At 62.4% G+C, this 26827-nt stretch carries 24 protein-coding genes; 17 read left to right on the plus strand and 7 right to left on the minus strand.

Features of this window, described 5'->3' with window-relative positions; translation table 11 throughout:
- Positions 1 to 2 precede the first annotated feature (2 nt).
- Positions 3 to 1208, plus strand: a complete 1206-nt coding sequence (locus QUG01_RS08370; protein ID WP_500829728.1) for an EAL domain-containing response regulator — start codon at positions 3 to 5, stop codon at positions 1206 to 1208.
- A gap of 9 nt (positions 1209 to 1217) precedes the next feature.
- Here the strand turns inward: QUG01_RS08370 and QUG01_RS08375 are convergent, their stop codons facing one another.
- Positions 1218 to 2207 (minus strand): serine/threonine protein kinase, encoded by a 990-nt coding sequence (locus QUG01_RS08375; RefSeq protein WP_500829729.1) that lies wholly within the window; start codon positions 2205 to 2207, stop codon positions 1218 to 1220.
- An 84-nt stretch (positions 2208 to 2291) separates the two neighbouring features.
- Between QUG01_RS08375 and QUG01_RS08380 the strand changes: the two genes are divergently transcribed.
- Positions 2292 to 2531 carry a hypothetical protein gene (locus QUG01_RS08380; protein ID WP_500829730.1) on the plus strand — a complete coding sequence of 80 codons (240 nt, stop codon included), beginning with the start codon at positions 2292 to 2294 and terminating at the stop codon, positions 2529 to 2531.
- Positions 2532 to 2775: 244 nt separating this feature from the next.
- Here QUG01_RS08380 and QUG01_RS08385 read toward each other — a convergent pair whose 3' ends face one another.
- Both QUG01_RS08385 and glnA read right to left on the minus strand, forming a co-directional pair.
- Entirely contained in the window at positions 2776 to 3237 is a 462-nt protein-coding gene (locus QUG01_RS08385) for a DUF4124 domain-containing protein (protein WP_500829731.1), read from the minus strand.
- Positions 3238 to 3364: 127 nt separating this feature from the next.
- A complete protein-coding gene (gene glnA, locus QUG01_RS08390) occupies positions 3365 to 4783 on the minus strand; it encodes a glutamate--ammonia ligase (RefSeq protein WP_103320117.1) in 1419 nt (472 codons plus the stop codon).
- Positions 4784 to 5154: 371 nt separating this feature from the next.
- Between glnA and QUG01_RS08395 the strand changes: the two genes are divergently transcribed.
- The 6 genes from QUG01_RS08395 to QUG01_RS08420 all read left to right on the plus strand — a co-directional run bounded on the left by QUG01_RS08395 (position 5155) and on the right by QUG01_RS08420 (position 10527).
- Entirely contained in the window at positions 5155 to 5607 is a 453-nt protein-coding gene (locus QUG01_RS08395; protein WP_043620530.1) for a rhodanese-like domain-containing protein, read from the plus strand.
- A gap of 102 nt (positions 5608 to 5709) precedes the next feature.
- Positions 5710 to 6531 carry a shikimate dehydrogenase gene (gene aroE / locus QUG01_RS08400; RefSeq protein WP_500829732.1) on the plus strand — a complete coding sequence of 274 codons (822 nt, stop codon included), beginning with the start codon at positions 5710 to 5712 and terminating at the stop codon, positions 6529 to 6531.
- 2 nt (positions 6532 to 6533) lie between these two features.
- Positions 6534 to 7220 (plus strand): monofunctional biosynthetic peptidoglycan transglycosylase, encoded by a 687-nt coding sequence (mtgA, locus tag QUG01_RS08405; RefSeq protein ID WP_500829733.1) that lies wholly within the window; start codon positions 6534 to 6536, stop codon positions 7218 to 7220.
- Positions 7221 to 7515: 295 nt separating this feature from the next.
- Positions 7516 to 8952, plus strand: coding sequence for a magnesium transporter (gene mgtE / locus QUG01_RS08410; protein ID WP_500829734.1), 1437 nt, complete (start codon positions 7516 to 7518; stop codon positions 8950 to 8952).
- 6 nt (positions 8953 to 8958) lie between these two features.
- Positions 8959 to 9777, plus strand: coding sequence for a peptide chain release factor N(5)-glutamine methyltransferase (gene prmC, locus QUG01_RS08415; protein WP_500829781.1), 819 nt, complete (start codon positions 8959 to 8961; stop codon positions 9775 to 9777).
- Between the two features lie 60 nt (positions 9778 to 9837).
- Entirely contained in the window at positions 9838 to 10527 is a 690-nt protein-coding gene (locus tag QUG01_RS08420; RefSeq protein WP_500829735.1) for a phosphatase PAP2 family protein, read from the plus strand.
- Between the two features lie 67 nt (positions 10528 to 10594).
- On the opposite strand, the gene QUG01_RS08425 is transcribed toward QUG01_RS08420, so the two are convergent.
- Complete coding sequence (locus QUG01_RS08425) at positions 10595 to 11074, minus strand: FKBP-type peptidyl-prolyl cis-trans isomerase (RefSeq protein ID WP_043620513.1); 480 nt, start codon at positions 11072 to 11074, stop codon at positions 10595 to 10597.
- Between the two features lie 139 nt (positions 11075 to 11213).
- Between QUG01_RS08425 and QUG01_RS08430 the strand changes: the two genes are divergently transcribed.
- Positions 11214 to 12347 carry a ribosomal protein uL16 3-hydroxylase gene (locus QUG01_RS08430; protein ID WP_500829736.1) on the plus strand — a complete coding sequence of 378 codons (1134 nt, stop codon included), beginning with the start codon at positions 11214 to 11216 and terminating at the stop codon, positions 12345 to 12347.
- Positions 12348 to 13072: 725 nt separating this feature from the next.
- On the opposite strand, the gene bamC is transcribed toward QUG01_RS08430, so the two are convergent.
- Positions 13073 to 14188, minus strand: coding sequence for an NlpB/DapX family lipoprotein (gene bamC, locus QUG01_RS08435; RefSeq protein ID WP_500829737.1), 1116 nt, complete (start codon positions 14186 to 14188; stop codon positions 13073 to 13075).
- Between the two features lie 26 nt (positions 14189 to 14214).
- A complete protein-coding gene (dapA, locus tag QUG01_RS08440; protein WP_500829738.1) occupies positions 14215 to 15090 on the minus strand; it encodes a 4-hydroxy-tetrahydrodipicolinate synthase in 876 nt (291 codons plus the stop codon).
- A gap of 173 nt (positions 15091 to 15263) precedes the next feature.
- Between dapA and QUG01_RS08445 the strand changes: the two genes are divergently transcribed.
- Positions 15264 to 16895 carry an ABC-F family ATPase gene (locus QUG01_RS08445; protein ID WP_500829739.1) on the plus strand — a complete coding sequence of 544 codons (1632 nt, stop codon included), beginning with the start codon at positions 15264 to 15266 and terminating at the stop codon, positions 16893 to 16895.
- Between the two features lie 215 nt (positions 16896 to 17110).
- Positions 17111 to 17851, plus strand: coding sequence for a 3-oxoacyl-ACP reductase FabG (fabG, locus tag QUG01_RS08450; protein ID WP_500829740.1), 741 nt, complete (start codon positions 17111 to 17113; stop codon positions 17849 to 17851).
- A gap of 251 nt (positions 17852 to 18102) precedes the next feature.
- Here fabG and cysB read toward each other — a convergent pair whose 3' ends face one another.
- Positions 18103 to 19047 carry an HTH-type transcriptional regulator CysB gene (cysB, locus tag QUG01_RS08455; RefSeq protein ID WP_500829741.1) on the minus strand — a complete coding sequence of 315 codons (945 nt, stop codon included), beginning with the start codon at positions 19045 to 19047 and terminating at the stop codon, positions 18103 to 18105.
- Positions 19048 to 19159: 112 nt separating this feature from the next.
- Here cysB and QUG01_RS08460 point away from each other — a divergent pair, with 112 nt between their 5' ends.
- From QUG01_RS08460 to ileS, 6 genes are all read left to right on the plus strand, one after another.
- The gene (locus QUG01_RS08460) at positions 19160 to 19864 is read left to right on the plus strand and encodes a phosphoadenylyl-sulfate reductase (protein WP_500829742.1); all 705 of its coding nucleotides are present in this window, start codon (positions 19160 to 19162) and stop codon (positions 19862 to 19864) included.
- Between the two features lie 42 nt (positions 19865 to 19906).
- A complete protein-coding gene (locus tag QUG01_RS08465) occupies positions 19907 to 21565 on the plus strand; it encodes a nitrite/sulfite reductase (RefSeq protein WP_500829743.1) in 1659 nt (552 codons plus the stop codon).
- The gene (locus tag QUG01_RS08470; protein ID WP_500829744.1) at positions 21549 to 22058 is read left to right on the plus strand and encodes a DUF934 domain-containing protein; all 510 of its coding nucleotides are present in this window, start codon (positions 21549 to 21551) and stop codon (positions 22056 to 22058) included. Before QUG01_RS08465 ends, QUG01_RS08470 begins: the two co-directional genes overlap by 17 nt.
- 239 nt (positions 22059 to 22297) lie before the next feature.
- A complete protein-coding gene (locus QUG01_RS08475; RefSeq protein ID WP_500829745.1) occupies positions 22298 to 22984 on the plus strand; it encodes an OmpA family protein in 687 nt (228 codons plus the stop codon).
- A gap of 133 nt (positions 22985 to 23117) precedes the next feature.
- Positions 23118 to 24053, plus strand: a complete 936-nt coding sequence (locus QUG01_RS08480) for a bifunctional riboflavin kinase/FAD synthetase (RefSeq protein ID WP_500829746.1) — start codon at positions 23118 to 23120, stop codon at positions 24051 to 24053.
- Entirely contained in the window at positions 24050 to 26827 is a 2778-nt protein-coding gene (gene ileS / locus QUG01_RS08485) for an isoleucine--tRNA ligase (RefSeq protein WP_500829747.1), read from the plus strand. The genes QUG01_RS08480 and ileS overlap by 4 nt, the downstream gene beginning before the upstream one ends.

Raw genomic sequence — 26827 nt, forward strand, 5'->3', positions numbered from 1 at the left:
CCATGGTACTGCAGATGGACGATGTACTGGTGGTGGAAGACAGCGCGGTGCAACGCCAGCATGCCTGCGATCTGTGCCGACAGCTCGGCATCGTCAATCTGCGACAGGCGGCGGATGGCAACGAGGCGCTGGCGCGGATGCGCGAACAACTGCCCAGCCTGGTGCTGATCGATCTGGAAATGCCGCAGCTGGATGGCGTGCAGCTGATCCAGCAGATGGCCAAGGAAGGCTTGTCCGCGCCCATCATCGTCACCTCCGGCAAAGACTACCTGTTGATTTCCACTGTCGAACTGATGGGGCGGGAGCTGGGCCTGCCGGTGCTGGGCGGCATCAAGAAGCCGCTGCAGCAACAGGCGCTGGAGGATCTGCTCCGACGGGTATGGACGCCGCCATCGGAAAGCGGCGCCGAGGTGGAGCTGTGCCAGGATAAGGACGTGCGGCTGGCACTGGACCAAGGCCAGCTGGTGCCGTATTACCAACCCAAGGTGACCCTGGATGGCGGCCTGCTGAAAGGCGCGGAAATGCTGGTGCGCTGGCATCACCCGGAACTGGGGGTGATCCCGCCGTCGCGCTTCATTCCGGTGATAGAGGCCTGCGACTGGGCTACCGAGCTGACGCTGACCATGCTGGAACAAGGCTTGCAGCAATGGCAGGAGTGGGCGCGGCGCGGCCTGCGGCTGCCGCTGTCGGTGAACCTGTCCGCCCTGTCGCTGAAAGGCACGACCCTGGCCGACGAGATAGACCAGCGCATCCGCGCCAGCCGGGTGCCGCCTCGCTTCATCGTGTTCGAGATCACCGAAACCGCCGTCGCCGACAATCTGGCCGAAGCCATAGGCATCGCCGCGCGGCTGCGCCTCAGCGGCGTAGGGCTGTCCATCGACGACTTCGGCACCGGCTTCGCCACCTTCCAGCAACTGATGCGCTTCCCGTTCACCGAGCTGAAAATCGACCAGTCGCTGGTCACATCGATCTCCAACAAGCCGCATCTGGAGGCGGTGTTCAACAGCATACTGGAACTGGCGCGCCGGCTGCAGCTGACCACGGTGGCCGAAGGCATCGAAACGCCCAAGGACCTGAGCTTCGTCGGCGAGCGCGGCTGCGTGATGGGACAAGGCTATTATTTCGCCAAGCCGCTCGCGGCCGATCAGTTTGAAAGCTGGGTCAAGAACCGCATGCAGCGCAAGCCTGAACCCAGCCAGGAAAACTAATTCAGCGCGTCAGTTGGACCACAGCGGCGGCTCGTCCATCAGCGCGATCTGCTCGCGCAGCCCCAGAATCTGTTCCTCCCAATAGCGCGGACTGCCAAACCACGGGAAGGCCGCCGGAAACGCCGGATCATGCCAGCGCCGCGCCAGCCAGGCGCTGTAGTGGATCAGCCGCAGCGTGCGCAGCGCTTCCACCAGGTTCAGCTCGCGCAGATCGAAGTCGCAGAAATCCTCGTAGCCGGCCAAGACTTCGGCCAATTGGCGCGACTGCTCCTCGCGCTCGCCCGACAAAAGCATCCACAAGTCCTGCACCGCCGGGCCGCTGCGGCTGTCGTCGAAATCGACGAAGTGCGGACCGGCGTCGGTCCACAACAGATTGCCGACATGGCAATCGCCATGCAGCCGCAGAGCGGCGACGTTGCCGGCGCGCTCGAAACAACGCGCCACCCCGTCCAGCGCCTGCTCCACCACGCCGCGATATACCGGCGCCAGCTCCGGCGGCAGCCAGTCGCCTGCCAAAATGAAGGCGGCCGGCTCGCGGCCGAAGCTTTGCAAATCCAGGACCGGACGATGCTGATAAACCTCGGTCCGACCCAGGGCGTGGATGCGGCCGAGGAAACGGCCAATCCATTGCAGCGTGTCGGCCCGGTCCAGCTCCGGCACCCGGCCGCCGCGGCGCTCGAACAAGGCGAAGCGGAAACCGCCGTGATGATGCAAGGTCCGGCCCTGCAACAGCATCGGCGGCACCGCCGGGATCTCGCGCTCGGCCAGCGCCAGGCTGAATGCGTGCTCCTCCAGGATGGCCGCGTCGCTCCAGCGCTCTGGCCGGTAGAACTTGGCGATCAGCGGCGGCGCGTCATCAATGCCGATCTGATAGACGCGGTTTTCATAGCTGTTCAGCGCCAGCAGGCTGCCGCTGGCCCTCAGGCCCAGGCTCTCGACCGCATCGAGAATGGCGTCCGGCGTCAAGGCGGCGAACGGGGGAAGCAGTGTGTTTTCCATCGCTCGATTATAGCGGCGCGCGCCGCAAAGCGGCCGCTGATCTGCTAAGCCTAAAGTGTGGTATCCGGCGCGTGGAGGCAAACGATGAAACTGCATCTTCCTCACCCCCATCTGCATTTCGACGGCGAGCAATGGCAACAAGGCACCGAGCGCTGGGCCGATATCACGCTGCAAGGCTGGCTGCTGTTATTGGACAGCCAAGCCCGTCGCCAGGCCTGGTTGAGCTGGCGCGAGCACCGCCTGCCCGCGCGCGCGGTCTTGCTCGGCCTCGCCTGCTGGCTCAGCGGCAGCATGGTGTTGCTAGGGGCTGTTGACGTTTGGTGAGTGGATCGCGTTTGAGCCGATTTGTGCCGGAAGCAAGGCGCACAGTCCGCCGCATAGTCATTCTATGCAAGGGCTGGGCAACGTGGCTTCCGGCACAAAGCGGCCAAACCCGCAGGGCCGGGCGCCTTTCGCGCCGACTCTTCGTTGTTTCGCGCTGGCAGAGAATGACTATGCGGCGCGCGAAACGCCTCGATTCGTCGCAAAACGCATCCCGGCGCGACCGCTCTCCAAACGTCAACAGCCCCTAGGGCAGCCCCAGTTCCTTCTTCAGCGCGGCGACATTCTTCTCGCGGTCGGTGACTTCGTTTTGCAGCTTCTGCACCCGGTCCAGGTATTTCTGGTAGTTGCGGGTTTCGTCGCCGTTGCGCACGGCCTTGCCGTCGGCCAGCGCTTTCTTCGCCGCATCCAGCGCCTTGACCTCGTTGGCCAGCTCCTGTTCCAGAATCTTCTTGCGCCCGCTGTCGCGCTGCTTCTGGGTGTCGGCATCGACATTCGGATAGCCGCCGGACGCCGGCGCTTTGTTGGCATTGCTGCCGCTGGGCTTGCGGCCGTGGTAGGTGGATAGCGGGTTCAGCGTGATCGGTTGGGCGCCGCGCAGCGGCACATTGGTATAGGTGACGTTGCCGTTGGTGTCGACGTATTTGTAGATGGTGGCGGCCTGGGCGCAGCCGCAGGCCAGCAGCAGGCTTAAAGCGAATATTTTCATCGTCTGAGACTGGTATGGGTGCCCCTGCATGATAAGCAAATCGCGCCCGGTCGTCATCGGTTTGCGTGCGGCGCCATGAAAAACGGCAGCCTGTCGGCTGCCGTTGTTGAGCGAGTCGTCGCGTATTTTAAAGCGAGTAGTACATCGCGAATTCCACCGGGTGGGTGGTCATGCGGGTCAGGTTCACTTCCTGCATCTTCAGCTCGATGTAGGCATCGATCCACTCGTTGGAGAACACGCCGCCGCGGGTCAGGAACTCGCGGTCCTTGTCCAATGCGGCCAGGGCTTCATCCAGCGAGGCGCACACGGTCGGGATCAGCTTGTCTTCTTCCGGCGGCAGGTCGTACAGGTTCTTGTCCGCGGCATCGCCCGGGTGGATCTTGTTCTGGATGCCGTCCAGGCCGGCCATCAGCAGGGCGGAGAAGCACAGGTACGGGTTGGCCAGCGGATCCGGGAAACGGGTCTCGATGCGGCGCGCCTTCGGGCTGGCCACGTGCGGGATGCGCACGGAAGCGGAGCGGTTCTTGGCGGAGTAGGCCAGCTTCACCGGTGCTTCGTAGTGCGGCACCAGGCGCTTGTAAGAGTTGGTGCCCGGGTTGGTGATGGCGTTCAGCGCCTTGGCGTGCTTGATGATGCCGCCGATATAGTACAGGGCGGTATCGGACAGGCCGGCATAGCCTTCGCCCGCGAACAGGTTCTGGCCGTCTTTCCAGATGGACTGGTGCACGTGCATGCCGGAACCGTTGTCGCCGACGATGGGCTTGGGCATGAAGGTGGCGGTCTTGCCGTAGCTGTGGGCCACGTTGTGCACCACGTACTTCAGAATCTGGGTCCAGTCGGCGCGCTGGGTCAGCGTGCTGAACTTGGTGCCGATTTCGTTCTGGCCGGCAGTGGCCACTTCGTGGTGGTGCACTTCCACCGGGATACCCAGTTCTTCCAGCAGCAGCACCATGGCGGAGCGGATGTCCTGCGAGGAGTCGACCGGCGGCACCGGGAAGTAGCCGCCCTTGATGCCCGGACGGTGGCCCATATTGCCGCCTTCGAATTCTTCCGCCGAGGCCCAGGCCGCTTCTTCGGCCTTGATCTTGACGAAGCAGCCGGACATGTCGGTGCCCCAGGTGATGCTGTCGAAAATGAAGAATTCCGGCTCCGGGCCGAAGTAGGCGGTGTCGCCGATGCCGGAGGCTTTCAGGTAGGCCTCGGCGCGCTTGGCGATGGAGCGCGGGTCGCGGTCGTAGCCCTTGCCGTCGGCCGGGTCGATCACGTCGCAGTGCATGAATACGGTCGGCTCGTCGAAGAACGGGTCGATGCGGGCGGTAGCCGGGTCGGCCATCAGCAGCATGTCGGAAGCCTGGATGCCTTTCCAGCCGGCGATGGAGGAGCCGTCGAAGGCGTGGCCGCGCTCGAACCAGGCGTCGGCGTCTTCCAGCAGCACATGGGCCGGGATGGAGACGTGCTGCTCCTTGCCGCGGGTGTCGGTGAAGCGCAGATCGACAAATTTGACGTCGTTTTCTTGGATCAGTTTGACTACGTCGGCTACTGCCATGGTTTATCTCCTGAAAGGCAACGTGCACCCAAGGGCAAGTGCGTGAAAATTGGTACGCCCGGCATTAAGCAGGAAGCGTGCCAGCTTAAAAATCGCTGCTGCTGCATTGTGTCATAGGCGCATGGCCTTAGCCAGCAACCTGGAATGGGCAAGTTTGACCCATACTGGTGCCGTAAATTTTTGCAATGCACCAGCTTGGTGCTATTTGCCAGCCATGTTGTTCGGGCAGATAATCGCCAACATGAGGGCCGCTGACAAAACCCTGCAGAGAGCTTGAGTCGAGGCGCGTCGACGCGGAAGACGGCGCAAACAGGCTCTGGGGTTCTGTCAGCGACGCTACGCCATGCATGTTGCAAACGGAGGGATACATCATGAGTCGCATGAACCAGATACTGCAGGCCGCGCACGAGCGGGCGGAGCAGATGGGCCTGCCCTATAGCGGCGCCGTTTTGCCGGACGAAGCCTATGAGCTGATGCAGTCGCTGCCCAAAGCGGTGCTGCTGGACGTGCGCAGCCATGCCGAATGGCAGTTTGTCGGCACGGTGCCGCAGTCCGTCAAGATCGAGTGGCGCAGCTTTCCCGGCATGGCGCCGAACCCCAATTTCCTGGCCCAGCTGACGCATCAGGTGGATCCGGAATCGGTGCTGCTGGTGCTGTGCCGCTCCGGCGCCCGCTCTGATGAGGTGGCGCGGCTGGCGGCGGCCAACGGCTACAGCGAGGTGTACAACGTGCTGGAAGGTTTTGAAGGGGACAAGGATGAAATGGGCCACCGCAACTCGGTGGGCGGCTGGCGGCAGCGCGGCCTGCCGTGGGAGCAGAATTGAGCGAATGGTTTGGGCGGGTTGAAGTTTATGTCATTAAACGGCAAAGTGTGGCCTGAATCCGCTGCCGCGCGCAGCGCCAACTTACATATTGGAAAGCCGACCATGACCGATCGTTACGCCGTTATCGGCAACCCGATTTCCCATAGCCAGTCGCCGTTCATCCACCAGGAATTCGCCCAGGCTACCGGCCAGGATATCTCCTATGAGAAGCTGTTTGCCGATCTGGGCCGATTCAAGGACGTTGTCGACGAGTTTGTCGCCCATGGCGGCAAGGGTCTCAACATCACCCTGCCGTTCAAGAGCGACGCCTATCGTTACGCCCAGGAGCTGACCGAACGCGCGCGCGCGGCCGAGGCGGTGAACACGCTGACTTTCCGCGACGGCAAGGTCTACGGCGACAACACCGACGGCGTCGGTTTGGTGCGCGACATCGTGGAAAACCTGGACTACCCGATCTCCGGCCAGCGCGTGCTGATCCTGGGCGCCGGCGGCGCGGTGCGCGGCGTGCTGGAACCGATTCTGGAGCAGAAGCCGGCCAGCCTGACCATCGCCAACCGCACCGTGATCAAGGCCGAAGCGCTGGCGCATCACTTCGCCCGTTATGGAAAAGTGGAGGCCGTCGGCTACGACGCGCTGCAAGGCCGCAGTTTCGACATCATCATCAACGCCACGTCCACCAGCCTGAACAACGAAATGCCGCCGCTGCCGCGCGGCGTGTTCACTGCCCGCACGCTGGCCTACGACATGGTGTACAGCTCCGGCCTGACGCCGTTCCTGCAGCGGGCCCAGGGCGAAAACGCCGGCATGCTGGCCGATGGCCTGGGCATGCTGGTGGAGCAGGCGGCCGAGTCGTTCGCCATCTGGCGCGGGGTGCAGCCGGAAACGCGCAAGGTGACCAATATGCTCAGGGAAGTGTTGGCCTGAGCATGACGCGCTGGATTCTGAAAATTCTGGCGGCCCTGGTGGCCGCCTTTGTGCTGTATAACCTGTGGATCTTCGGCCATATCCTGTACTGGCGCAGCCATAATCCCGACGCCAGTTCCTTCATGAACGAGCAGCTGGCGAAGCTGCAGCAGGACGATCCCGAGGCCGAACTGAGCCATAAATGGGTGCCATACGAGCGGATCTCGCCCAATCTGAAGCGGGCGCTGATCGCGGCGGAGGATGCCAAGTTCGTCGATCACGAAGGTTTCGACTGGGACGGCATCGAGGCGGCGTTCGAGAAGAACCTGCAAAAAGGCCGCATCGTCGCCGGCGGCTCCACCATCAGTCAGCAGCTGGCCAAGAATCTGTTCCTGTCCAGCGGCAAGACGCCGTGGCGCAAGCTGGAAGAGGCGCTGATCACGGTGATGCTGGAGAAGGCCATGGACAAGCGCCGCATCTTCGAGATCTATCTGAATGTGATCGAGTGGGGCAACGGCGTGTTCGGCGCGGAGGCGGCCTCGCGTCATTATTTCCGCGCCAGCGCATCCAAGCTATCCGCCGGCCAGGCGGCCAAACTGGCGGCCATGGTGCCGAATCCGCGCTATTACGACGACCATCGCAACGCGCCGGGGCTGGCCAAAAAGACCCGCATCATCCAGCGTAGAATGGCCTATGCCGATCTGCCGTGAGGCAGGGACGGAGCGTTCATGCAGCGGACGGCTGCCGCCGTCCGTTTTCTTTCGCCACGCGGGGCCGGTTTTGGCCATATTGCGGCGCAATGGATAGCGTAGCCGCCGGCTTGGAGCGATTTGTTGTGGCGTGTTACAATCCGCACCGTTATTTTTATTGCCGCGCGCCCTTGCGCGGCGAAACCGCATGGACTTGCCCAGTTACCCCGCGATTCCACCCCGCTCTACCCCTAACGAATAAATCCCGTCTCAGATAGTCAGCCCGTCTGCGCCCTCTGGGCGGAAGGAGACGTGAATGACGGTTGCCTTCAAGCAACAATCCGCCGATCGTCTGCAAGAAAGCCTCGGTCTGGTGCAGCGCCTGATCGAGCGTCAACGCGAGCTTGAATCGACCGCCGCGCGCCAGGATGGCGACGTCGCGGCCGACGCCCTGGCGCCGCGGCACAACCTCGCTGAACTGAAGCAGAAGCTGGCGCAACTGCATCCGGCCGACATCGCCCATGTGCTGGAGGCATTGCCGCTGGAAGATCGCCTGCTGGCCTGGGATCAGACCGATCCCGCCCGCGACGGCGCCATTTTGCTGGAAGTGTCCGACGCGGTGCGCGAGTCGCTGATCGAGGTGATGGACCCGGATCAACTGATGGCCGCGCTGGCGGAGCTGGACACCGACGATCTGGCCGAACTGGCGCCGGACCTGCCGCGCCAGGTGGTGTACGAGGCGATGGCGCGGCTGGACGAAGAGGCCCGCGGCCAGCTGCAGGAGGTGTTGTCCTATGGCGAAGACCGCGTCGGCGCGCTGATGGATTTCGAACTGGTGAAGATCCGCGCCGATGTCAGCTGCGAAGTGGTGTTGCGCTACCTGCGGCGCTTCGACGAGCTGCCGGCCCAGACCGACAAGATTTTCGTCACCGACGAGGCCGGGCGGCTCAAGGGCGTGTTGGCCATCCGCAAGCTGCTGGTGTCAGACCCCGAGGCCGAAGTGGCCGACGTGATGGCCACCGAGGTGGTGAGTTTTCATCCGGACGAGCCGGCGCTGGACGCCGCCCAGGCTTTCGAGCGTTATGATCTGGTGACGGCGCCGGTGGTGGACGAGCGCGGCATGCTGCTGGGCCGGCTGACGGTGGACGCGATGGTGGACGTGATCCGCGAGGAAAGCGACAGCGAAGTGTTGAACCTGGCCGGCCTGAAGGAAGAGGAAGACCTGTTCGCGCCGGTGATAGACTCGGTGAAGAACCGCTGGTCCTGGCTGGCGATCAATCTGTGCACGGCCTTTTTCGCCTCGCGGGTGATCGGCGCCTTCGAGCACTCCATCGCCCAGCTGGTGGCCTTGGCTGCCTTGATGCCCATCGTCGCCGGCATAGGCGGCAACTCCGGCAACCAGACCATCACCATGATCGTGCGCGCGCTGGCCATGGGCCAAATGCGGACCGGGCAGGCCAGCCGCTTGTGGCGCAAGGAGATCGGCGTCAGCATCATCAATGGGATGATCTGGGGCTCCGTCATCGGCGTGATCGCCTGGCTATTGTACGGCAGCGCGTCGCTGGGCCTGGTGATGCTGGCGGCGATGACGCTGAACCTGATGCTGGCCGCCACCATGGGCGTGTTGATTCCGACCTTGATGCAGAAACTGGGCAAGGACCCGGCGCTGGGGTCCAGCGTGCTGATCACCGCCTGCACCGACTCTGGCGGTTTCCTGATTTTTCTCGGCCTTGCCACCGTATTCCTATTGTAAATGATGCTGACTATCGAACAGGCGCTGCGCCGCCATTCCCTGCCCAGGCTGGAGAGCCGCATGCTGCTGATGCATGCCTGGCCGGAGCTGACCCACGCCGCCATCATCGGCTATCCGGAGCGAGCGCTGCCGCCAGACGTCGAGGCGGCATTCGATGCGCTGGCCGCGCGGCGTGTGGCCGGCGAGCCGATGGCGTATCTGCTGGGCGAGCGCGAATTCTACGGCCGCGATTTCAAGGTGAGCCCGGCGGTGCTGATTCCGCGTCCGGAAACCGAGCATCTGATCGAACTGGCGCTGGCAAAAGTGGACAAGAATGCCCCGGCGCGGGTGGTCGATCTGGGCACCGGCAGCGGCGTCATCGCCGTGACGCTGGCGCTGGAGGCGCCCGCCTGGACGGTAGGCGCGGTGGATGTCTCGGCCGAGGCGCTGGCGGTGGCGCGCGGCAATGCCGAGGCGCTGGCCGCCAACGTCGATTTCCGGCTGGGCAGCTGGTATGCGCCGCTGGAACCGACGGCGCGCTTCGATCTGATCGCCTCCAATCCGCCGTATATCGAGCGTGATGACCATCATCTGGCCGAGGGCGATCTGCGCTTCGAGCCGCGCGGGGCTCTGACCGATGAGGCAGACGGACTGGCCTGCCTGCGCGAGATATCCGCCGGCGCGCCGGCCCGGCTGGCGGCGGGCGGTTGGTTGATGGTGGAGCATGGCTACGACCAGGGCGCGGCGGTTCGCGGGCTGTTTGCCGCCGCCGGCCTGCTGGCGGTGGAAACCATCCGCGATCTGGCCGGTCAGGACCGTATCACCATCGGACGGAAAGTGGGCTGAGCCATGTCTTGCTTGAAGCGATTCTGGCCCGCCTGCGTCCTGGCTCTGCTTGGCGCGGGCATGCTGATCTGGCCGCCGGCGAATCAGCAAGGCTTTCTTGCGCTGAATGGGATGTTGAATGCGCTGCCGGCCCCCTTGTGGCGCTTTCTCAGCATCTTTGGCGACTGGCCTACCGCGCTGGCCTTGATGCTGGCCTGGAGCTGGCGCGATCCCAAACGCTTGCCGGCGCTGATCGTCGCCGGCGTCGTCGGGATCGCCCTGTCCATCGGTTTGAAGGCGGGGTTCAATGTGCCGCGGCCGCCATTGGTGTTGCCGCCGGGCACGGTGGAACTGCTGGATCGGCTGCCCGGCAACGGCTCATTCCCGTCCGGCCACGCCCTGGCCTCGGCGGCGCTGGCGGCCTTTGTCTGCCAAGGCATGGGCAGGGCGGGGCGATGGGCGTGTTATGGCTTGGCCGCGCTGGTGGCGCTGTCGCGCATCGCCATCGGCGTGCATTGGCCGCTGGACCTGCTGGCCGGAGCTTTGCTGGGCTGGGGAACGATGCGGCTGGCGCTGGCGCGATGCTGGCCCGGCGGCTGGCCAAGGGATGTCGAGCGCACCGCCGAAATGATTCTGCTGGTGTTGTTGAGCGGCGCTCTGGCATGGCTGTTGGGCCAGCGCGCGATGTATGCGGACTACTGGCTGCGCGCAGGCATCGCGGGCGCGGTGGCGCTGCTTGGCTTCATTCGGCTGGCGCGGCGCGGGCACTGAGCGCAGCTTGCGGGCAAAACAAAGGCGGACCCGCGGGTCCGCCTGCGTCATCGCTGGCCTGAGGCTATCAGTGATGGTGGCCGTGTTCGCCGTGGGCGTGGCCGTGGCTGATTTCGTCGGCGCTGGCGGCGCGCACTTCCACAACCTTGGCGGCGAAGCGGATGTTCATGCCGGCCAGCGGGTGGTTGGCGTCGACCACGGCTTTGCCGTCGGCGATGTCGGTGACGCGGAACAGCAGCAGTTCGCCGGTTTCCGGATCATCGGCTTCGAATACCATGCCGACTTCCACGTCAGCCGGGAATACTTCCAGGTCTTCCACGCGGATCAGCTCTTCTTCCGGATCGCCGAAAGCGTCGTCGGCGGTCAGCTTGACGTCAACGGCGTCGCCGACGTTCTTGCCTTCCAGCGCCTCTTCCACCAGCGGGAAAATGCCATCGTAGCCGCCGTGAAGGTAGCTGATCGGCTCTTCGGTCTTGTCGAGCAGGTTGTTTTCGGCGTCGAACATCTCGTAGTGGAGCGTGACGATGGTGTTTTTGGCGATTTGCATGAGTCGATTATCCGTGAGGATGGTAAAAAAACTTGACAGGGGCAGGCACCAGGGTGTTCCTTCCTCCGCAAGATAGGGCGTCTGTGCGCCTGGCCGTATTGTAAACCATAGACGGGTGAATGAGCCCGTGAAAAAACCGATGAATACTGTAAACCTGCTGGGCGGCATGTCGCCCGAACACTTTCTGGCCGAGTACTGGCACAAGAAGCCGCTGCTGATCCGCGGCGCCTTGACCGATGTCGGCCCGCATGTCGATTTTTCCGTACTGTCGCAATTGGCGCAGCGCGACGATGCCGAGTCGCGGCTGATCGAATACAAGAACGAAAAGTGGCACCTGGAGCGCGGCCCGTTCCGCGCCTCGCGTTTCCGCCGGCTGGGCGAAACCGACTGGACGCTGCTGGTGCAGGGCGTCAACCATCATCTGCCGCATATCGACGACATCCTGTGGCGTTTCAACTTCATCCCTTATGCCAGGCTGGACGATCTGATGATCAGCTACGCGCCGCCTGGCGGCACCGTGGGGCCGCATTTCGACGCCTATGACGTGTTTCTGCTGCAGGTGGGCGGCAAGAAGCGCTGGCAGATCTCTTCGCAGCATGACGATGACTTCATAGAGGACGCGCCTATCCGCGTGCTGAAGGATTTCCGGGTCGAACAGGAGTTCGTGCTGGAACATGGCGACATGCTGTATCTGCCGCCGCATTGCGCGCACTACGGCGTGGCGCTGGAGCCGGGCATGACGTATTCGATCGGTTTCCGCGCGCCGCCGGCGCAGGAGCTGGCGACGCAGTTCCTGGTGTATCTGCAGGACCGCATGTGCCTGGACGGCGTGTATGCCGATCCGAATCTGAAGCTGCAGGCCGAGCCGGCCCGCATCGGCGACGAGATGATAGAGCAGGTGGCCGGTTTGCTGTCGCAAATACGTTGGGATAAGGACACGGTGTGCGATTTCCTCGGCCATTACCTGACGGAGCCTAAGGCGCACGTGTTCTATGACGCGCCGGAAGATGAGCTCGATGAAGACGAGTTTGCCCTGGCGGTGGCGGCGCGGGGCTTGGCGCTGGATCGCAAGAGCCAGATATTGTTCTGCGACGCCTGCGTCTATTGCAATGGCGAAAAGGTGGAAGCTGCGGATGCAGATCTGGATGCCTGGCGGCGTTTTGGCAATCTGCGTCGCCTGCCGGCGGGAAGCTATTCCGATGAAATGCTGGCCACGCTGTTCGATGGTTATCTGTCGGGGTACTGGCATTTATCAGACGTTGTTGTAGAATGACCACAAATTCTTGGCTTGTATCGAATTGGCAACGCTCGGAACGTGAATATTTCGCGTGCAAACGCCCGTTTTTGCGTCTGTGCGGCCTATTGGCCGGCTCGGGTCGGCTATGTGGTTTTTTTAGATTTTTGCCCTCTATACAGCCATTTTTTTCGTGATACAATTTGCTCACTGATGGATTTTCAGTCGCGCGGCTTTTCGTCGAGACCGTGCGATAACTGACGTCTTGTTCAACTTATCCTCAAAGGTAAAGAAAAAATGAAACAGTCGCTCCTCGTTGCTGCCCTGCTGGCCGTAGCCCTGTCCGCTTGCGGTAAGAAAGAAGCTCCGGCTGAAGCTTCCGCTCCGGCTGCCGAAGCTTCCGCTCCGGCCGCTTCCGCTCCGGCTGCTGAGGCTTCCGCTCCGGCCGCTTCCGCTCCGGCTGCTGAGGCTTCCGCTCCGGCTGCTTCCGCTGCTAAGTAATTCGCGGAAAGCAACAACAAAAAAACCGGCTTCGGCCGGTTTTTTTGCGTTCTTTTTCCAGAGAGCATGTTTGTCTATTGGCTGATTTGATGCAAAAACCACAGAATCGCTTGCGAAATACAAAGCGTTACATACTGGCGATTTGCGCTTGAGAGGGCTTGCCCAATGGGCTGATCATTCATCAAACCGGTCAATCAGATGAGTTATGCATAAAAACAGCCCGCATCGTGCGGGCTGTTGCGTTTGTGCTGACGGCTGTTGTTTTATTGCAGTTCGGTTTGCAGTTTGCCCAGCGCGGCTTTGACGAATTCGTCCGACAGCGGCTTGCCTTGCTTGTCCTGGATCTGCAGCGAAGTGGCGCCGTTGTTCAGTTCCTGCAACTTGATCCGGTATTCCTGTTCGCTCGGTTTGACGGTCTTGCCATCGCTGCTCTTCCAGAAGGCCAGGCTGGACCAGAAGCCGCCGCTTTCTTCCTTGTCGGTTTCGCTCTTGGCCGGCTTCACGTAGTACAGGCCTTGCGAGCGGTCGCGGTCGGTGACGACCAGGCCGACGCGGTCCAGCGCCAGGCCGACGCGGCGCCAGGCGCGGTCGAAGCCGTCGGACAGCTGCAGTTGGCCGTCGATGATCGGGTCCTGCGGTTTGACCGGCTTGGCCAGGGTCTGCTGAACCTGGGCTTTCGCCTTGTCCTCGGTCAGGCCTAAACGGATCATGAAGCGGCCGAGCAGCTCGGCTTCCAGGTTCGGGTCGGCCGGGCGGGCCTGCCAGATGGTGTTGGTCTTGCTGTTGTCGGCGTAGACCTCTTCCATGCCGCGGTGCGAGAAGTACACCTCGGTGCCCTGCGGCGTGTTTTCCAAGCGGATGCGGAACTTGTCGCGCTCGCCGGTGGAGTAGACGCTGCCTAGGCCCACGGTTTCCAGCAGCTTGCGCAGGCCGTCGTTGGGCAGCTTGGCGCGGTTTTCCGCCCAGTCCGTCTCCATGATGCCGAGCGCCGGATCTTCGGTCTTGATGACGAAGCCGTTTTCCTGCCAGAACGCTTTCAGCACCGGCCACAGCTCGGCGGCCTTCTTGTTGCCGACCAGCAGCCAGCGTTGGGTGCCGGCGCGCTCCATCCTGATGTTGTCCAGCTGGTTCACGGCGACCGGGGAAGATACGGCCGGCGCGGTGGCGTCGTCAGCGGCGGAGACCACGCCGTTCGGCAGGTTGTATTTGTTCTGGACTTGCGGCGCGGTCAGATCCGGCGGCACTTCCAGGCTGTTGCCGGTGGTTTTCGGCGCATCGGACTTGTAGTCCAGATTCTTGCTCAGGGGTTGTTGAGTGCTGCTGCACGCGGCCAACAGGCCGGTTGCCAGCAGGATCGCGACGGACGCGCTGCGTTTCATGCGGACTCCCATCAAGCAGGGGATGATCAAATGACTTCGGCTTGTTTCATGGCCGCTTCGACCACCGCTTCGGCGGAGGCGCTCAGCGGCGTCAGCGGCAGGCGTATGCCGGCGGGGATGCGTTGCATCCGCGTCAGCGCCCACTTGGCCGGAATCGGGTTCGGTTCGACAAACAGCTGCTTGTGCAGGCCTTGCAGCTTGTCGTTGATGGCGCGCGCCTGGGCGGTGTTGCCGGAGGTGGCGGCCACGCACAGCTCGCTCATCAGTTTGGGCGCGATATTGGCGGTGACCGAAATCACGCCATGGCCGCCGCACAGCATGAAGGCCATGCCGGTGGCGTCGTCGCCGGAGTACAGCGCGAAGCCTTCCGGCGCGCGCAGCGCCAGGTCGCAGGCGCGCCCGATGTCGCCGGTGGCGTCCTTCAGACCGACGATGTTCGGGTGCGCAGCCAGGCGCAGCGCGGTGTCGTTGCTCATGTCGGCCACGGTGCGGCCCGGCACATTATAAAGAATGACCGGCAGCGGGCTGTGGTCGGCGATGGCCTTGAAATGTTGATAGATGCCTTCCTGAGTCGGCTTGTTGTAGTAGGGGACCACGGACAGCACCATGTCGGCGCCGGCTTCGGCAGACAGGCGGCCCAACTCGATGGCCTCGCTGGTGGCGTTGCCGCCGGCGCCGGCGATCACCTTGATGCGGCCAGCGGCGTATTTGACCACCGCTTTGACCACTTCGATGTGCTCTTCCACCGACAGGGTGGCCGATTCGCCAGTCGTGCCGACGGCGACGATGCCGGATGTGCCGTTTTCGATGTGGAACTCAACCAATCGTTGCAGCGCCGCAAAATCCACCTCGCCGTCGTTAGACATCGGGGTCACGAGCGCTACCAAGCTGCCGGTAAGCATAGTTCTGCCTATCTGGAATAAGGATTTACAAGGTTTACGATTGTAGCGGAATTCGTCTGGCTGGCAAAAGTTCATGGCGAACAACGGCGGCAGGCTTCGGGAATTCATGGCGCTTGTGCTAGAATCCTACGTTTTTCCGATACTTACGGCTTACGGCTGAAGGATCCTCAAGCGTGATTACCACAAGCAATATTACGATGCAGTTTGGCGTGAAACCTTTGTTCGAGAAGGTTTCCGTCAAATTCGGCGAAGGCAACCGTTACGGCCTGATCGGCGCCAACGGTTCCGGCAAATCCACTTTCATGAAGATTCTGGGTGGCGACCTGGAGCAAACCGCGGGCGAAGTCGCCATCGAGAACGGCTTGCGCCTGGGTAAACTGCGTCAGGACCAGTTTGGCTACGAAGATCAGCGCGTGATCGACGTGGTGATGATGGGCCACACCGAGATGTGGGCGGCGATGAGCGAACGCGACGCCATCTATGCCAACCTGGAAGCCACCGAAGAAGATTACATGCACGCGGCCGAACTGGAAGCCAAGTTCGCCGAATACGACGGCTATACCGCCGAGGCGCGCGCCGGCGAGCTGTTGATGGGCGTGGGCATTCCGGTGGAGCAGCATTTCGGCCCGATGAGCGAAGTGGCGCCGGGCTGGAAACTGCGCGTGCTGCTGGCGCAGGCGCTGTTCTCCAATCCGGACATCCTGTTACTGGACGAACCGACCAACAACCTGGACATCAACACCATCCGCTGGCTGGAGAACGTGCTCAACGAGCGCAACTCCACCATGATCATCATCTCGCACGACCGCCACTTCCTGAATTCGGTGTGCACGCACATGGCGGATCTGGACTACAACACCATCCGCATCTACCCGGGCAACTACGACGACTACATGATCGCCTCGGCCCAGGCCCGCGAACGCCAGCTGAGCTCCAACAGCAAGGCCAAGGAGCGCATCCAGGAACTGCAGGAGTTCGTGGCCCGCTTCTCCGCCAACAAGTCCAAGGCGCGCCAGGCAACCAGCCGTCTGAAGCAGGTGGACAAGCTGAAGTCCGAGATGGTGGAAGTGAAGCCGTCCAGCCGCCAGAACCCGTTCATCCGCTTCGAGATGGATGACAAGTTCAAGCTGCACCGCCAGGCGGTGGAAGTGGAAAACCTCAGCAAGGCCTACGACAACAAGGTGTTGTTCAAGGACTTGAACCTGATTCTGGAAGCTGGCGCCCGCCTGGCCATCATCGGCCCCAACGGCGCGGGCAAGACCTCGCTGGTCAAGCTGCTGGCCGGCGCATTCGATCCCAAGTTCGCCGAAGGCCTGACCGCCGACTACGGCTCCATCAAGTGGGCGGAAAAGGCGCAGATCGGCTACTTCGCCCAGGACCACGAAGCGGAGTTCGACAGCGATGCCACACTGACCGAGTGGATGCGCGAGTGGGGCCAGGAAGGCGACGACGAGCAAGTGATCCGCGGCACGCTGGGACGCCTGCTGTTCGGCGGCGACGAGGTGGGCAAGCCGGTGCGCGTGCTGTCCGGCGGCGAAAAGGGCCGCATGCTGTACGGCAAGCTGATCCTGCAGAAGCCGAACGTCATGATCATGGACGAGCCGACCAACCACATGGACATGGAGTCGATCGAGTCCCTGAACATGGCGCTGGAAAAGTACAAGGGCACGCTGATCTTCGTTTCGCACGACCGTCAATTCGTAAGCTCTTTGGCCACCCACGTGCTGGAGCTCGACGGCAAGGGCGGCTACGACTACTACACCGGCAACTATGAAGATTACCTGGCCAGCAAGGGCCTGGAGTAATTTGGTTACGAGCTGTCGCGGCTCGTAACTTTACCGGCGGGAGGGGGTGCGCTATATTGCAGTGCACAAACTCCCGCCTTTTTCATGCGTCCCACTCAGGCGCGATAACAATAATCAGGGACCCGGCCAGGGAGGTCGATGCCGGAGACATCTGGTCCTCATCCGCCCTCGGGCGACCTGATGAGATCTGCAAAGCAGTGAGAGAAGGAAACCATATGCGCTTAAAAGGGAAAGTCACCATCATCACCGGCTCCGCCAGCGGCATCGGCAAGGCCACCGCCGAGAAGTTCGTCAAGGAGGGCGCCATCGTCGCGGTGTGCGACCTGAACCAGGAGGCAGTCAACGCCGTGGTCGGCGAACTGAAAGCGCTGGGCGGCGAAGCCTATGGCTACAAGGTGGATGTGACCAACAAGGGGCAGATCGCCGAGATGGTGGCGGATCTGAAAAACCGCTGCGGCCGCATCGATGTGCTGGTCAACAATGCTGGCATCGTGCAGGACGCGCAACTGACCAAAATGACCGAAGACCAGTTCGACAAGGTCATCGACATCAACCTGAAGGGTGTCTACAACTGTGCCCGCGCCGTGGTGGACACCATGGTGGAGCAGGGCGGCGGCGTGATCCTTAACGCTTCGTCCGTGGTGGGCGTCTACGGCAACTTCGGCCAGACCAACTACGCGGCGGCCAAGTTCGGCGTGATCGGCTTCGTCAAGACCTGGGCCAAGGAACTGGGCAAGAAGGGCATCCGCTCCAACGCCGTCTGCCCCGGTTTTGTCGCCACGCCCATCCTGAAGGCGATGCCGGAAAAGGTCTTGCAAGCGATGGAAGACAAGGTGCCGATGCGCCGCATGGCCGATCCGGTGGAGATCGCCAACGTCTACGCCTTCCTGGCGTCGGACGAGGCCAGCTACATCAACGGCGCCGCCATCGAAGTCACCGGCGGCCTGACGCTGTAAGCGCCGCGCCGGCATCATGGAAAACGCCCCGCTTGCCGGGGCGTTGTCGTTTTGGCCTGATGCGATGGCGCATGCCAGGCATTTCAGTTGAGCCACGAAATCCAAGAAAAACACGAACCATCAAGGGGTGAACCTGCCGGGTATTCGGTTTGACGATGAGGGCCGGTGGCTTACCGCTTTCGTATCATTTCGTGGGGTTCGTGGCAATAAACTGCTTGCGCTTGTCGCTGCGGCCGGGCTGGCTGGAGAAGCTATTCATCCAGATCCACATCATGCGCCAGCAGCGCCGAATCCACTTCGCGGCGGTGCAGATGCGGCGCGAACAGCTCGATGAAGGTGTAGGCGAAGCCGCGCAAATAGGCGTCCTTGCGGATGCCGATCTTGGTGGTGGACGGTTCGAACAGATGGCTGGCGTCTATCGCCACCAGGTGCCGATCGCGCTCCGGCTCGAAGGCCATGCTGGCGATGATGCCCACGCCCAGCCCCAGCGAGACATAGGTCTTGATCACATCGGTGTCGATGGCGGTCAGCACCACGTTGGCGTTCAAGCCAAGGTCGGCGAAGGCCTTGTTGATCTTGGAGCGGCCGGCGAAGGCGAAATCGTAGGTGACGATGGGATACTGGGCGATGTCGGCCAGCGAGATCGGTTGCTTCAGCTCGGCCAGCGGATGGCCTGCTGGCACCACCACCGAGCGATTCCACTCGTAGCAGGGCAGCATGGCCAGCTCCTTGTACAAGGAGATGCCCTCGGTCGCGATGGCCAGATCGGCTTCGCCGGAGACCACCATTTCGCAGATCTGCGTCGGACTGCCCTGTTTCAGCGACAGCCGCACCTTGGGGTAGCGGCGCACGAATTCGGCGATGGCCTGCGGCAGCGCGTAGCGAGCCTGGGTGTGAGTGGTGGCGATGGTCAGCGCGCCTTCCGATTCGCGCGAGAATTCCTCGCCGACGCGCTTGAGATTCTGCGCCTCGCGCAGGATGCGTTCGGAGATGCGCAGCACTTCCTTGCCTGGTTCGGAGACCGATACCACGCGCTTGCCGTTGCGGATGAATACCTGGATGCCCAGCTCATCCTCCAGCAGGCGGATCTGTTTGGAGATGCCCGGTTGCGAAGTGTGCAGTTTCTCGGCCGCTTCCGAGACGTTCAATCCCTGCTTGGCCACTTCCACCAGATAGCGCAGTTGTTGTAGCTTCATGTTGACGGCCTGTCCTCTATAAAACCTGTAGTCATTAAATACTAACACAATATTCTTTTAGGTTTATAAGCCCTTTGGTTAGGATGAGCTGGAACCATTCCCGGAGCGCTTGATGAGCTTGGAATCCAAACTAGCCGCCACCGCGGCGCTGCTGCAAACCATTGCCGCCGAGCATCCCGATGCCTTGCTGGCCAACAGCTACGGCGCCGAAGACATGGTGCTGACCGATCTGATCGCGCGCCTGAATCTGCCATTGCGCAGCTTCAGCCTCGATACCGGCCGCCTGCCTGCGGAAACCTATGATCTGATGCAAAAAGTAGCCGAGCGCTACCCCAGCCATCCGGTCACGGTGTACTTCCCGGATACCGCCGCCACCGAGCAATACGTCAACCTGCACGGCATCAACGGCTTTTACCAGAGCGTGGCGCTGCGCCAGTCCTGTTGCGCCGTGCGCAAGCTGGAGCCGTTGAAGCGCGCGCTGGCAGGCCGCTCCGCCTGGATTACCGGCTTGCGCCGCCAGCAATCGCCGACGCGGCAGGATCTGGCGGATAAGCAATACGATGCCGACAACAGCCTGTGGAAGTTCAGCCCCTTGCTGGAGTGGAGCGAGGCTGAGGTGTGGCAGTACCTGAAGGAAAACCAGGTGCCGTACAACGCGCTGCACGACCGCCACTATCCATCTATAGGCTGCGCGCCCTGTACCCGCGCCATCAGCGTGGGCGAGGATGTCCGCGCCGGCCGCTGGTGGTGGGAAAACCCGGAAACCAAGGAGTGCGGGCTGCATGCGAAGGCTAGCCCGCTGCAAAGCCCCGTCTGACCCGCCGGCCATCGCCGTCGGCATTCCCGCTGGAATCCAACCATGTATCGATACGATGAAGTAGATCATCGCCTGGTGCGCGAGCGCGTCGACCAGTTTCGCGACCAGACGCGCCGCTTCCTGGCCGGGGAGTTGTCGGAAGATGAGTTCCGTCCGCTGCGGCTGATGAACGGCCTGTACATCCAGCGCCACGCGCCCATGCTGCGGGTGGCCATCCCGTACGGCCATTTGCGCAGCGAGCAGCTGCGCAAGCTGGCCGACATCGCCCGCCGCTACGACAAGGGCTACGGCCACTTCACCACCCGCCAGAACATCCAGTTCAACTGGCCGGCGCTGGAAACCGTGCCGGACATTCTGGAGGAGCTGGCCACCGTCGAAATGCACGCGATCCAGACCTCCGGCAATTGCGTCCGCAACACCACGACCGATGCCTTTGCCGGCGTCTCAGCCGACCAGCTGTTCGATCCGCGGCCGTATTGCGAGATCATCCGCCAGTGGAGCACGCTGCATCCGGAATTCGCCTTCCTGCCGCGCAAGTTCAAGATCGCCGTTTCCGGCAGCGTGGAGGACCGCGCCGCCACCATGGTCCACGACATCGGCCTGCACGTCAGCCGCAACGAAGCCGGCGAGGCGGGATTCCGCGTCATCGTCGGCGGCGGCCTGGGACGCACGCCGATGGTGGGCGAGGTGATCCGCGAGTTCCTGCCCAGGCAGCACCTGCTGACCTATCTGGACGCGGTGCTGCGCGTGTACAACCGCTTTGGCCGCCGCGACAACAAGTACAAGGCGCGGGTCAAGATCCTGGTCAAGGCGATGACGCCGCAAGGCTTCGCCGCCAAGGTGGAGGACGAATGGCTGCATCTGAAGGATGGCCCGGCCACGCTGCGCGACGAGGATGTCGCCCATTACGCCAGCTTCTTCGCCGATCCCGACTATCCGCCGCTGCCGGACAACCCGGCAGAACTGACAGGCCCCTTGGCCGAAGACAAGGCGTTCGCCCGCTGGTATGAGCGCAACACCCGCCCTCATCGCCAGCCTGGTTATCGCTCCGTGGTGCTGTCGCTGAAGGAAACCGGCGCGCCGCCTGGCGACATCACCGCCGAACAGATGGAGGCGGCGGCTGACTGGGCAGACCGTTTCGGCTTTGGCGAGCTTCGCGTCGCGCATGAGCAGAACCTGGTGCTGCCGGATGTGGCGCAGAAAGACCTGCATGCCTTATGGCAGGAGGCCCGCCGGCACCGAATGGCCACGCCGAACATCGGCCTGTTGACCGATATCATCAGCTGCCCGGGCGGGGATTTCTGCTCGCTGGCCAATGCGCGGTCGATTCCCGTCGCCAACGCGATCCAGCGCACTTTTGATGATCTCGATTATCTGTACGATCTGGGCGACATCGCCTGCAACTTCTCCGGCTGCATGAACGCCTGCGGCCACCACCATATCGGCAACATCGGCATCCTCGGCGTCGATAAGAACGGCGAGGAGTGGTATCAGATCACGCTGGGCGGCAGCCAGGGCAGCGATACCGCCATCGGCAAGGTGATTGGGCCCTCATTTGCGCAGGCCGATGTGCCGGTGGCCTTCGGCAAGATCATTCAGGTTTATCTGGAGCGGCGGCTGGATGGCGAGCGCTTCATCGACACCCTGCGCCGCGTCGGCGTGGAACCATTCAAGGAGAGGGTTTATGCCCCGGTACATTAAGGATGGCAAGGCGCAGATCGATGCCTGGACGCTGCTGCGCGCGGAAGAATCAGGCGCGCTGCCCGCCGCGCCGGCCGACGCGGATGTGATCGTGCCGCTCGCGGCCTGGCTGGCCGATCCGGCGGGCTGGCTGGCGCGGCCGGGGCGCACAGGGGTGTGGCTGGCGCCGGACGACGATCCGGCGCGGCTGGCGCCGCATCTGGCCAGCCTGGCCGTGATAGCCGTTGACTTTCCGGTTTTTACCGATGGGCGCGGTTATAGTCTCGCCAGACTGCTGCGGGAGCGTTATGATTTCGCCGGCGAGCTGCGGGCCGTCGGCGACGTCTGGCAGGATTTGATTCATCCCCTGTGGCAGGTAGGTTTTGACGCCTTCCTGATCAAGGATGGCAAGGCGCTGAATGAGAAAGATTATTACAATACCTTCAGCGATGGCTATCAAGTGACATATCGGCAGCCGCAACCACTGTTTCGCCGGCGCGTCACACTATCGTAATGTGTCGCGTGTGAGAGACAGGTCTTAACGATAATTAGCGAAATGTGATGCATTTGTGCAACGTTTGGCAGGCTTGCCGGCCGGCCTCGTGTTGACATGGTGTTGCTGGATTCCTATAGTGCGGGTTAACTGCATCAACACAGCATGTAGCCATCTCTGATGTTTGCAGTCAACTTGTTCGCGTGGTCTTTGCGTCAGCCCGCATTGCTACCCATTTTATAGATTAAAGAGGGAATAACATGACTAAACAGCTGAAACTGAGCGCACTGGTTGCCGCCCTGTTGGTTTCTGCTAGCGCTTTTGCTGCTAAACCGGGTTATGCCGTTGACCAGTCCACCGACTCCGTGGTCCGCAACAACTATGGCGAATGCTGGCACACCGGCACTTTCGACAAGGCCGCCAATGGTCTGGTTGAGTGCGGCGACCGCGAAGCGGCCAAGCCGGCTCCGATTCCGGTAGCTCAGAAGCCGGCCCTGGTTCCGATGAAGGAAAAAGTGACCCTGTCCGCCAAGGTGCTGTTTGACTTCAACAAGTCCGTCCTGCGCGCTGACGCCAAGAACGAACTGGACCCGCTGGTTGCCAAGCTGAAGGCTCACGCTGGCAAGGGCTATCTGAACGGCGTGGAAGTTGATGGTTACACCGACTTCATGGGTTCCGACAAGCTGAACAACGCTCTGTCCCAGAAGCGTGCTGACGCCGTTAAGGCCTACTTCGTGAACGAAGGCGTGCCGGCTGACAAGGTTACCTCCGTAGGCAAGGGCAAGGCCGAAGCCAAGATGACCGAAGAGTGCAAGGCCAAGTTCCCGAAATACGCGAAGAACAAGAAGCAAAATGCCGAAATCAAGGCTTGCATCGAGTCTGATCGTCGCGTTGAAGTTGTGATCGACGCCGTGAAGGAAACCATGGTTGAGCAACCGGCCAAGTAAGCCAAACGCTCCGATTGGAAAAGCCCCGCGCCATGCGGGGCTTTTTGTTTGCGCGTCAGATGGATGATGGCTGGACGCTATTGACCGCAGGCGGCTACAATCGACGGTTTCAGGACGTGTACAAAGACCGCAAATGCAGGTATTTCTGGGGGATCCGCGTCGTTTCGCCCTGCCGGGCTGCGCGTTGACCATAGGCAATTTCGATGGCGTGCACCAGGGGCACCGCCGCATGCTGGAGAAGCTGCGCCAGGAGGCGCAAGCGCGGGCATTGCCGACGGCGCTGCTGACGTTCGAGCCGCATCCGCGCGAATTCTTCAGCCGCGCCAAGCCGCCGGCCCGTTTGTCCACGCTGCGGGACAAATTCGTCTTGCTGCGGGAACTGGGTCTGGTGGACTATGTGTTTGTCTACCGTTTCAATCACAGCTTCGCCAGCATGACGGCGGCGGATTTTGTCGACCAGGTGCTGGTTGAGCAATTGCAGACGCGTTATCTGCTGATCGGCGATGATTTCCAGTTTGGCGCCGGCCGCCAGGGAAATTTCCAGTTATTGGCCGATTGCCGGCATTTTGCCACGGAGGCGATGCCGTCGGTGCTGGTGCAGGGCGAGCGGGCCTCCAGCACGCTGGTGCGGGAGAAACTCGCCGCCGGCGATCTGCCTGCGGCAAACGCGCTGCTGGGCGACATCTACCGGATCTCCGGCAAAGTCATGCATGGCAAGAAGCTGGGCCGCACCATAGGTTTCCCCACGGCCAACATCCACTTGCCGCATTTGAAGCCTGCGCTGCAGGGGGTGTTCGTGGTTGAGGCGGATACGCCGCACGGGCGGCTGGGCGGCGTAGCCAGCCTGGGGCTGAACCCGACGGTCAGCGACACGCCGGACTACAAGCTGGAAGTGCATCTGTTCGATTTCGCCGGCGACCTGTACGGCCAGCGGCTGACGGTGCGTTTCCTGAAAAAACTGCGCGACGAAGCGCGCTATGATGATCTGGCCACTCTGGTGGCGCAGATCGAGCGCGACGCGGCCAGCGCCAAGACCTATTTGACAAGTTTGCAGCGAGAGCAGGCATGACCATTGATTATCGTAAAACCGTAAACCTGCTGGATACACCCTTCGCCATGCGCGGGGATCTGGCCAAACGCGAACCGGCCTGGGTCAAGCGCTGGCAGGAAGAGAAGCGCTACGACAAGCTGCGCAAGCTGTCCGCCGGCCGCCCCAAGTTCATCCTGCATGACGGTCCGCCGTACGCCAATGGCGACATTCACATCGGTCACGCCGTCAACAAGGTGCTGAAGGACATCATCGTCCGCTCCAAGACGCTGGCCGGCTTCGACGCGCCGTATGTGCCGGGCTGGGACTGCCACGGCCTGCCGATCGAGCTGATGGTGGAAAAGCTGCACGGCAAGGACATCCCGGCCGCCAAGTTCCGCGAGCTGTGCCGCGAATACGCCAAGGAGCAGATCGCGCGCCAGAAGAAGGACTTCATCCGCCTGGGCGTGCTGGGCGACTGGGACAATCCGTATCTGACCATGGATTTCAAGACCGAGGCCGATATTGTCCGCACCCTCGGCAAGATTTATGAAAACGGCTACCTGAGCAAGGGCGAGAAGCCGGTGCACTGGTGCATCGAGTGCGGTTCCTCGCTGGCCGAGGCCGAAGTCGAGTACGAAGACAAGGTGTCGCCGGCGATAGACGTCGGCTTCAAGGTAGTCGACGCCGACAAGGCTTCCGCCGCTTTCGGCGCGGATGCCGCCGGCGCGATGGCCGTGATCTGGACCACCACGCCGTGGACCTTGCCGGCCAACCAGGCCGTCGCCGCCGGCGCCAATCTGGACTACCAGCTGATCGACACCCCCAAGGGCAAGCTGATCCTGGGCAAGGACCTGGTCGAATCGGCGATGAAGCGCTACGGCGTCGAAGACTTCCGCGTGCTGGGCGAGGCCAAGGGCCAGGCGCTGGAACTGATCGCGTTGCAACATCCGTTCTATGCCCGTCAAGTGCCGGTGATCCTGGGCGATCACGTCACCACCGATGCCGGCACGGGCCTGGTGCATACCGCGCCGGCGCATGGTCTGGAAGACTTCCAGGCTGGCCTGCAGTACAAGCTGCCGGTAGATAATCCGGTGGCCGACAACGGCCGCTACAAGAGCACGACGGAAATTTTCGCCGGAATGCTGGTATGGGACGCCAATGCCCGCGTGATCGAAACGCTGGAAGCCAACGGCGCGCTGGTGCATCAGGCCAAGCTGGAGCATAGCTATCCGCATTGCTGGCGCCACAAGACGCCGATCATCTTCCGCGCCACGCCGCAATGGTTTGTCAGCATGGACCGCCAGGCCCATGGCGGCGAGACCTTGCGCGAGATCAGCCAGCGCGCGGTGGACGCTACTGAGTTCTTCCCGTCCTGGGGCCGCGCGCGCCTGGACGCGATGATCAAGAACAGCCCGGACTGGTGCGTATCGCGCCAGCGCAACTGGGGCGTGCCGATGACCTTCTTCATCCACAAGGAAACGGGCGAGCTGCATCCGCGCTCCGCGCAATTGCTGGAAGAGGTGGCGCTGCGCATCGAGCAGCAAGGCATCGAAGCCTGGTTCAGCCTGGACGCCAAGGAGTTGTTGGGCGACGAGGCCGAACACTACCGCAAGCTCAGCGACACCTTGGACGTGTGGTTCGATTCCGGCTCCACCCACTTCGCAGTGCTGAAGCAGCGCCCGGAACTGGCCTGGCCGGCGGATTTATACTTGGAAGGCTCCGACCAGCACCGCGGCTGGTTCCAGTCGTCCTTGAAGACGGGGTGCGCCACCATCGGCCGCGCCCCTTACAAGCAGCTGCTGACCCATGGTTTTGTGGTGGACGGCAAGGGCATGAAGATGTCCAAGTCCAAGGGCAATGTCGTATCGCCGCAAAAGGTCAATGATAGCCTCGGCGCCGATATTCTGCGTTTGTGGGTGGCATCGACCGATTACTCCGGCGAACTGGCGATTTCCGACGAAATTCTGAAGCGCGTGACTGAAAGCTATCGCCGTCTGCGCAACACCATCCGCTTCCTGCTGGCCAATCTGTCCGATTTCGATCCGATCGAGCACGCCGTGCCGCTGGCCAATATGGTGGAGCTGGACCAGTACGCGCTGCTGCGCGCGCGCCAGGTGCAAGAAAAAGTCGTCGGCGAGCTGTACTCCCGCTACGCTTTCCACCACGTGGTGCAGGAAGTGGTCGGCTATTGCTCGGAAGACTTGGGCGCCTTCTATCTGGACGTGATCAAGGACCGCCTGTACACCACCCAGGCCGACAGCCATGCCCGCCGCAGCGCCCAGACCGCGCTGTACCACATCACCCGCAGCCTGCTGCTGATGGTGGCACCGATTCTGTGCTTCACCGCCGACGAGGCGTGGAATGTGCTGGTGGACAGCGAGGAAGAGTCCACGCTGTACCACATCTGGCATGAGTTCCCGGCGCAGGCCGTGGAGCGCGAGGAGGCGCTGGCTGGCAAGTGGCAAGCCATCCGCGAGCTGCGCGCCGCCGCCAACAAGGAAATCGAGGAATTGCGCAGCGCCGACAAGCTGGGCTCCTCGCTGCAGGCCGAGGTGGAGATCGACGCGCCCGCCGACTTGGCCCGCCAACTGCTGAGCCTGGGCGAGGAGCTGAGGTTTGTGCTGATCGTGTCCAAGGTGGTGGTGCGCGAGGCGGCCGAATTGGCCATCCGCGTGTCCCCGGCCGCGCATGAAAAGTGCGAGCGCTGCTGGCATTACCGCGCCGATGTGGGCAGCCATGCCGGCCATGGCGCCGTTTGCGGCCGCTGCGTGGACAACCTGGATGGCCAGGGCGAGCAGCGTCTGCACGCCTGA

This window comes from Chromobacterium sp. CCUG 76385, from assembly GCF_059916625.1.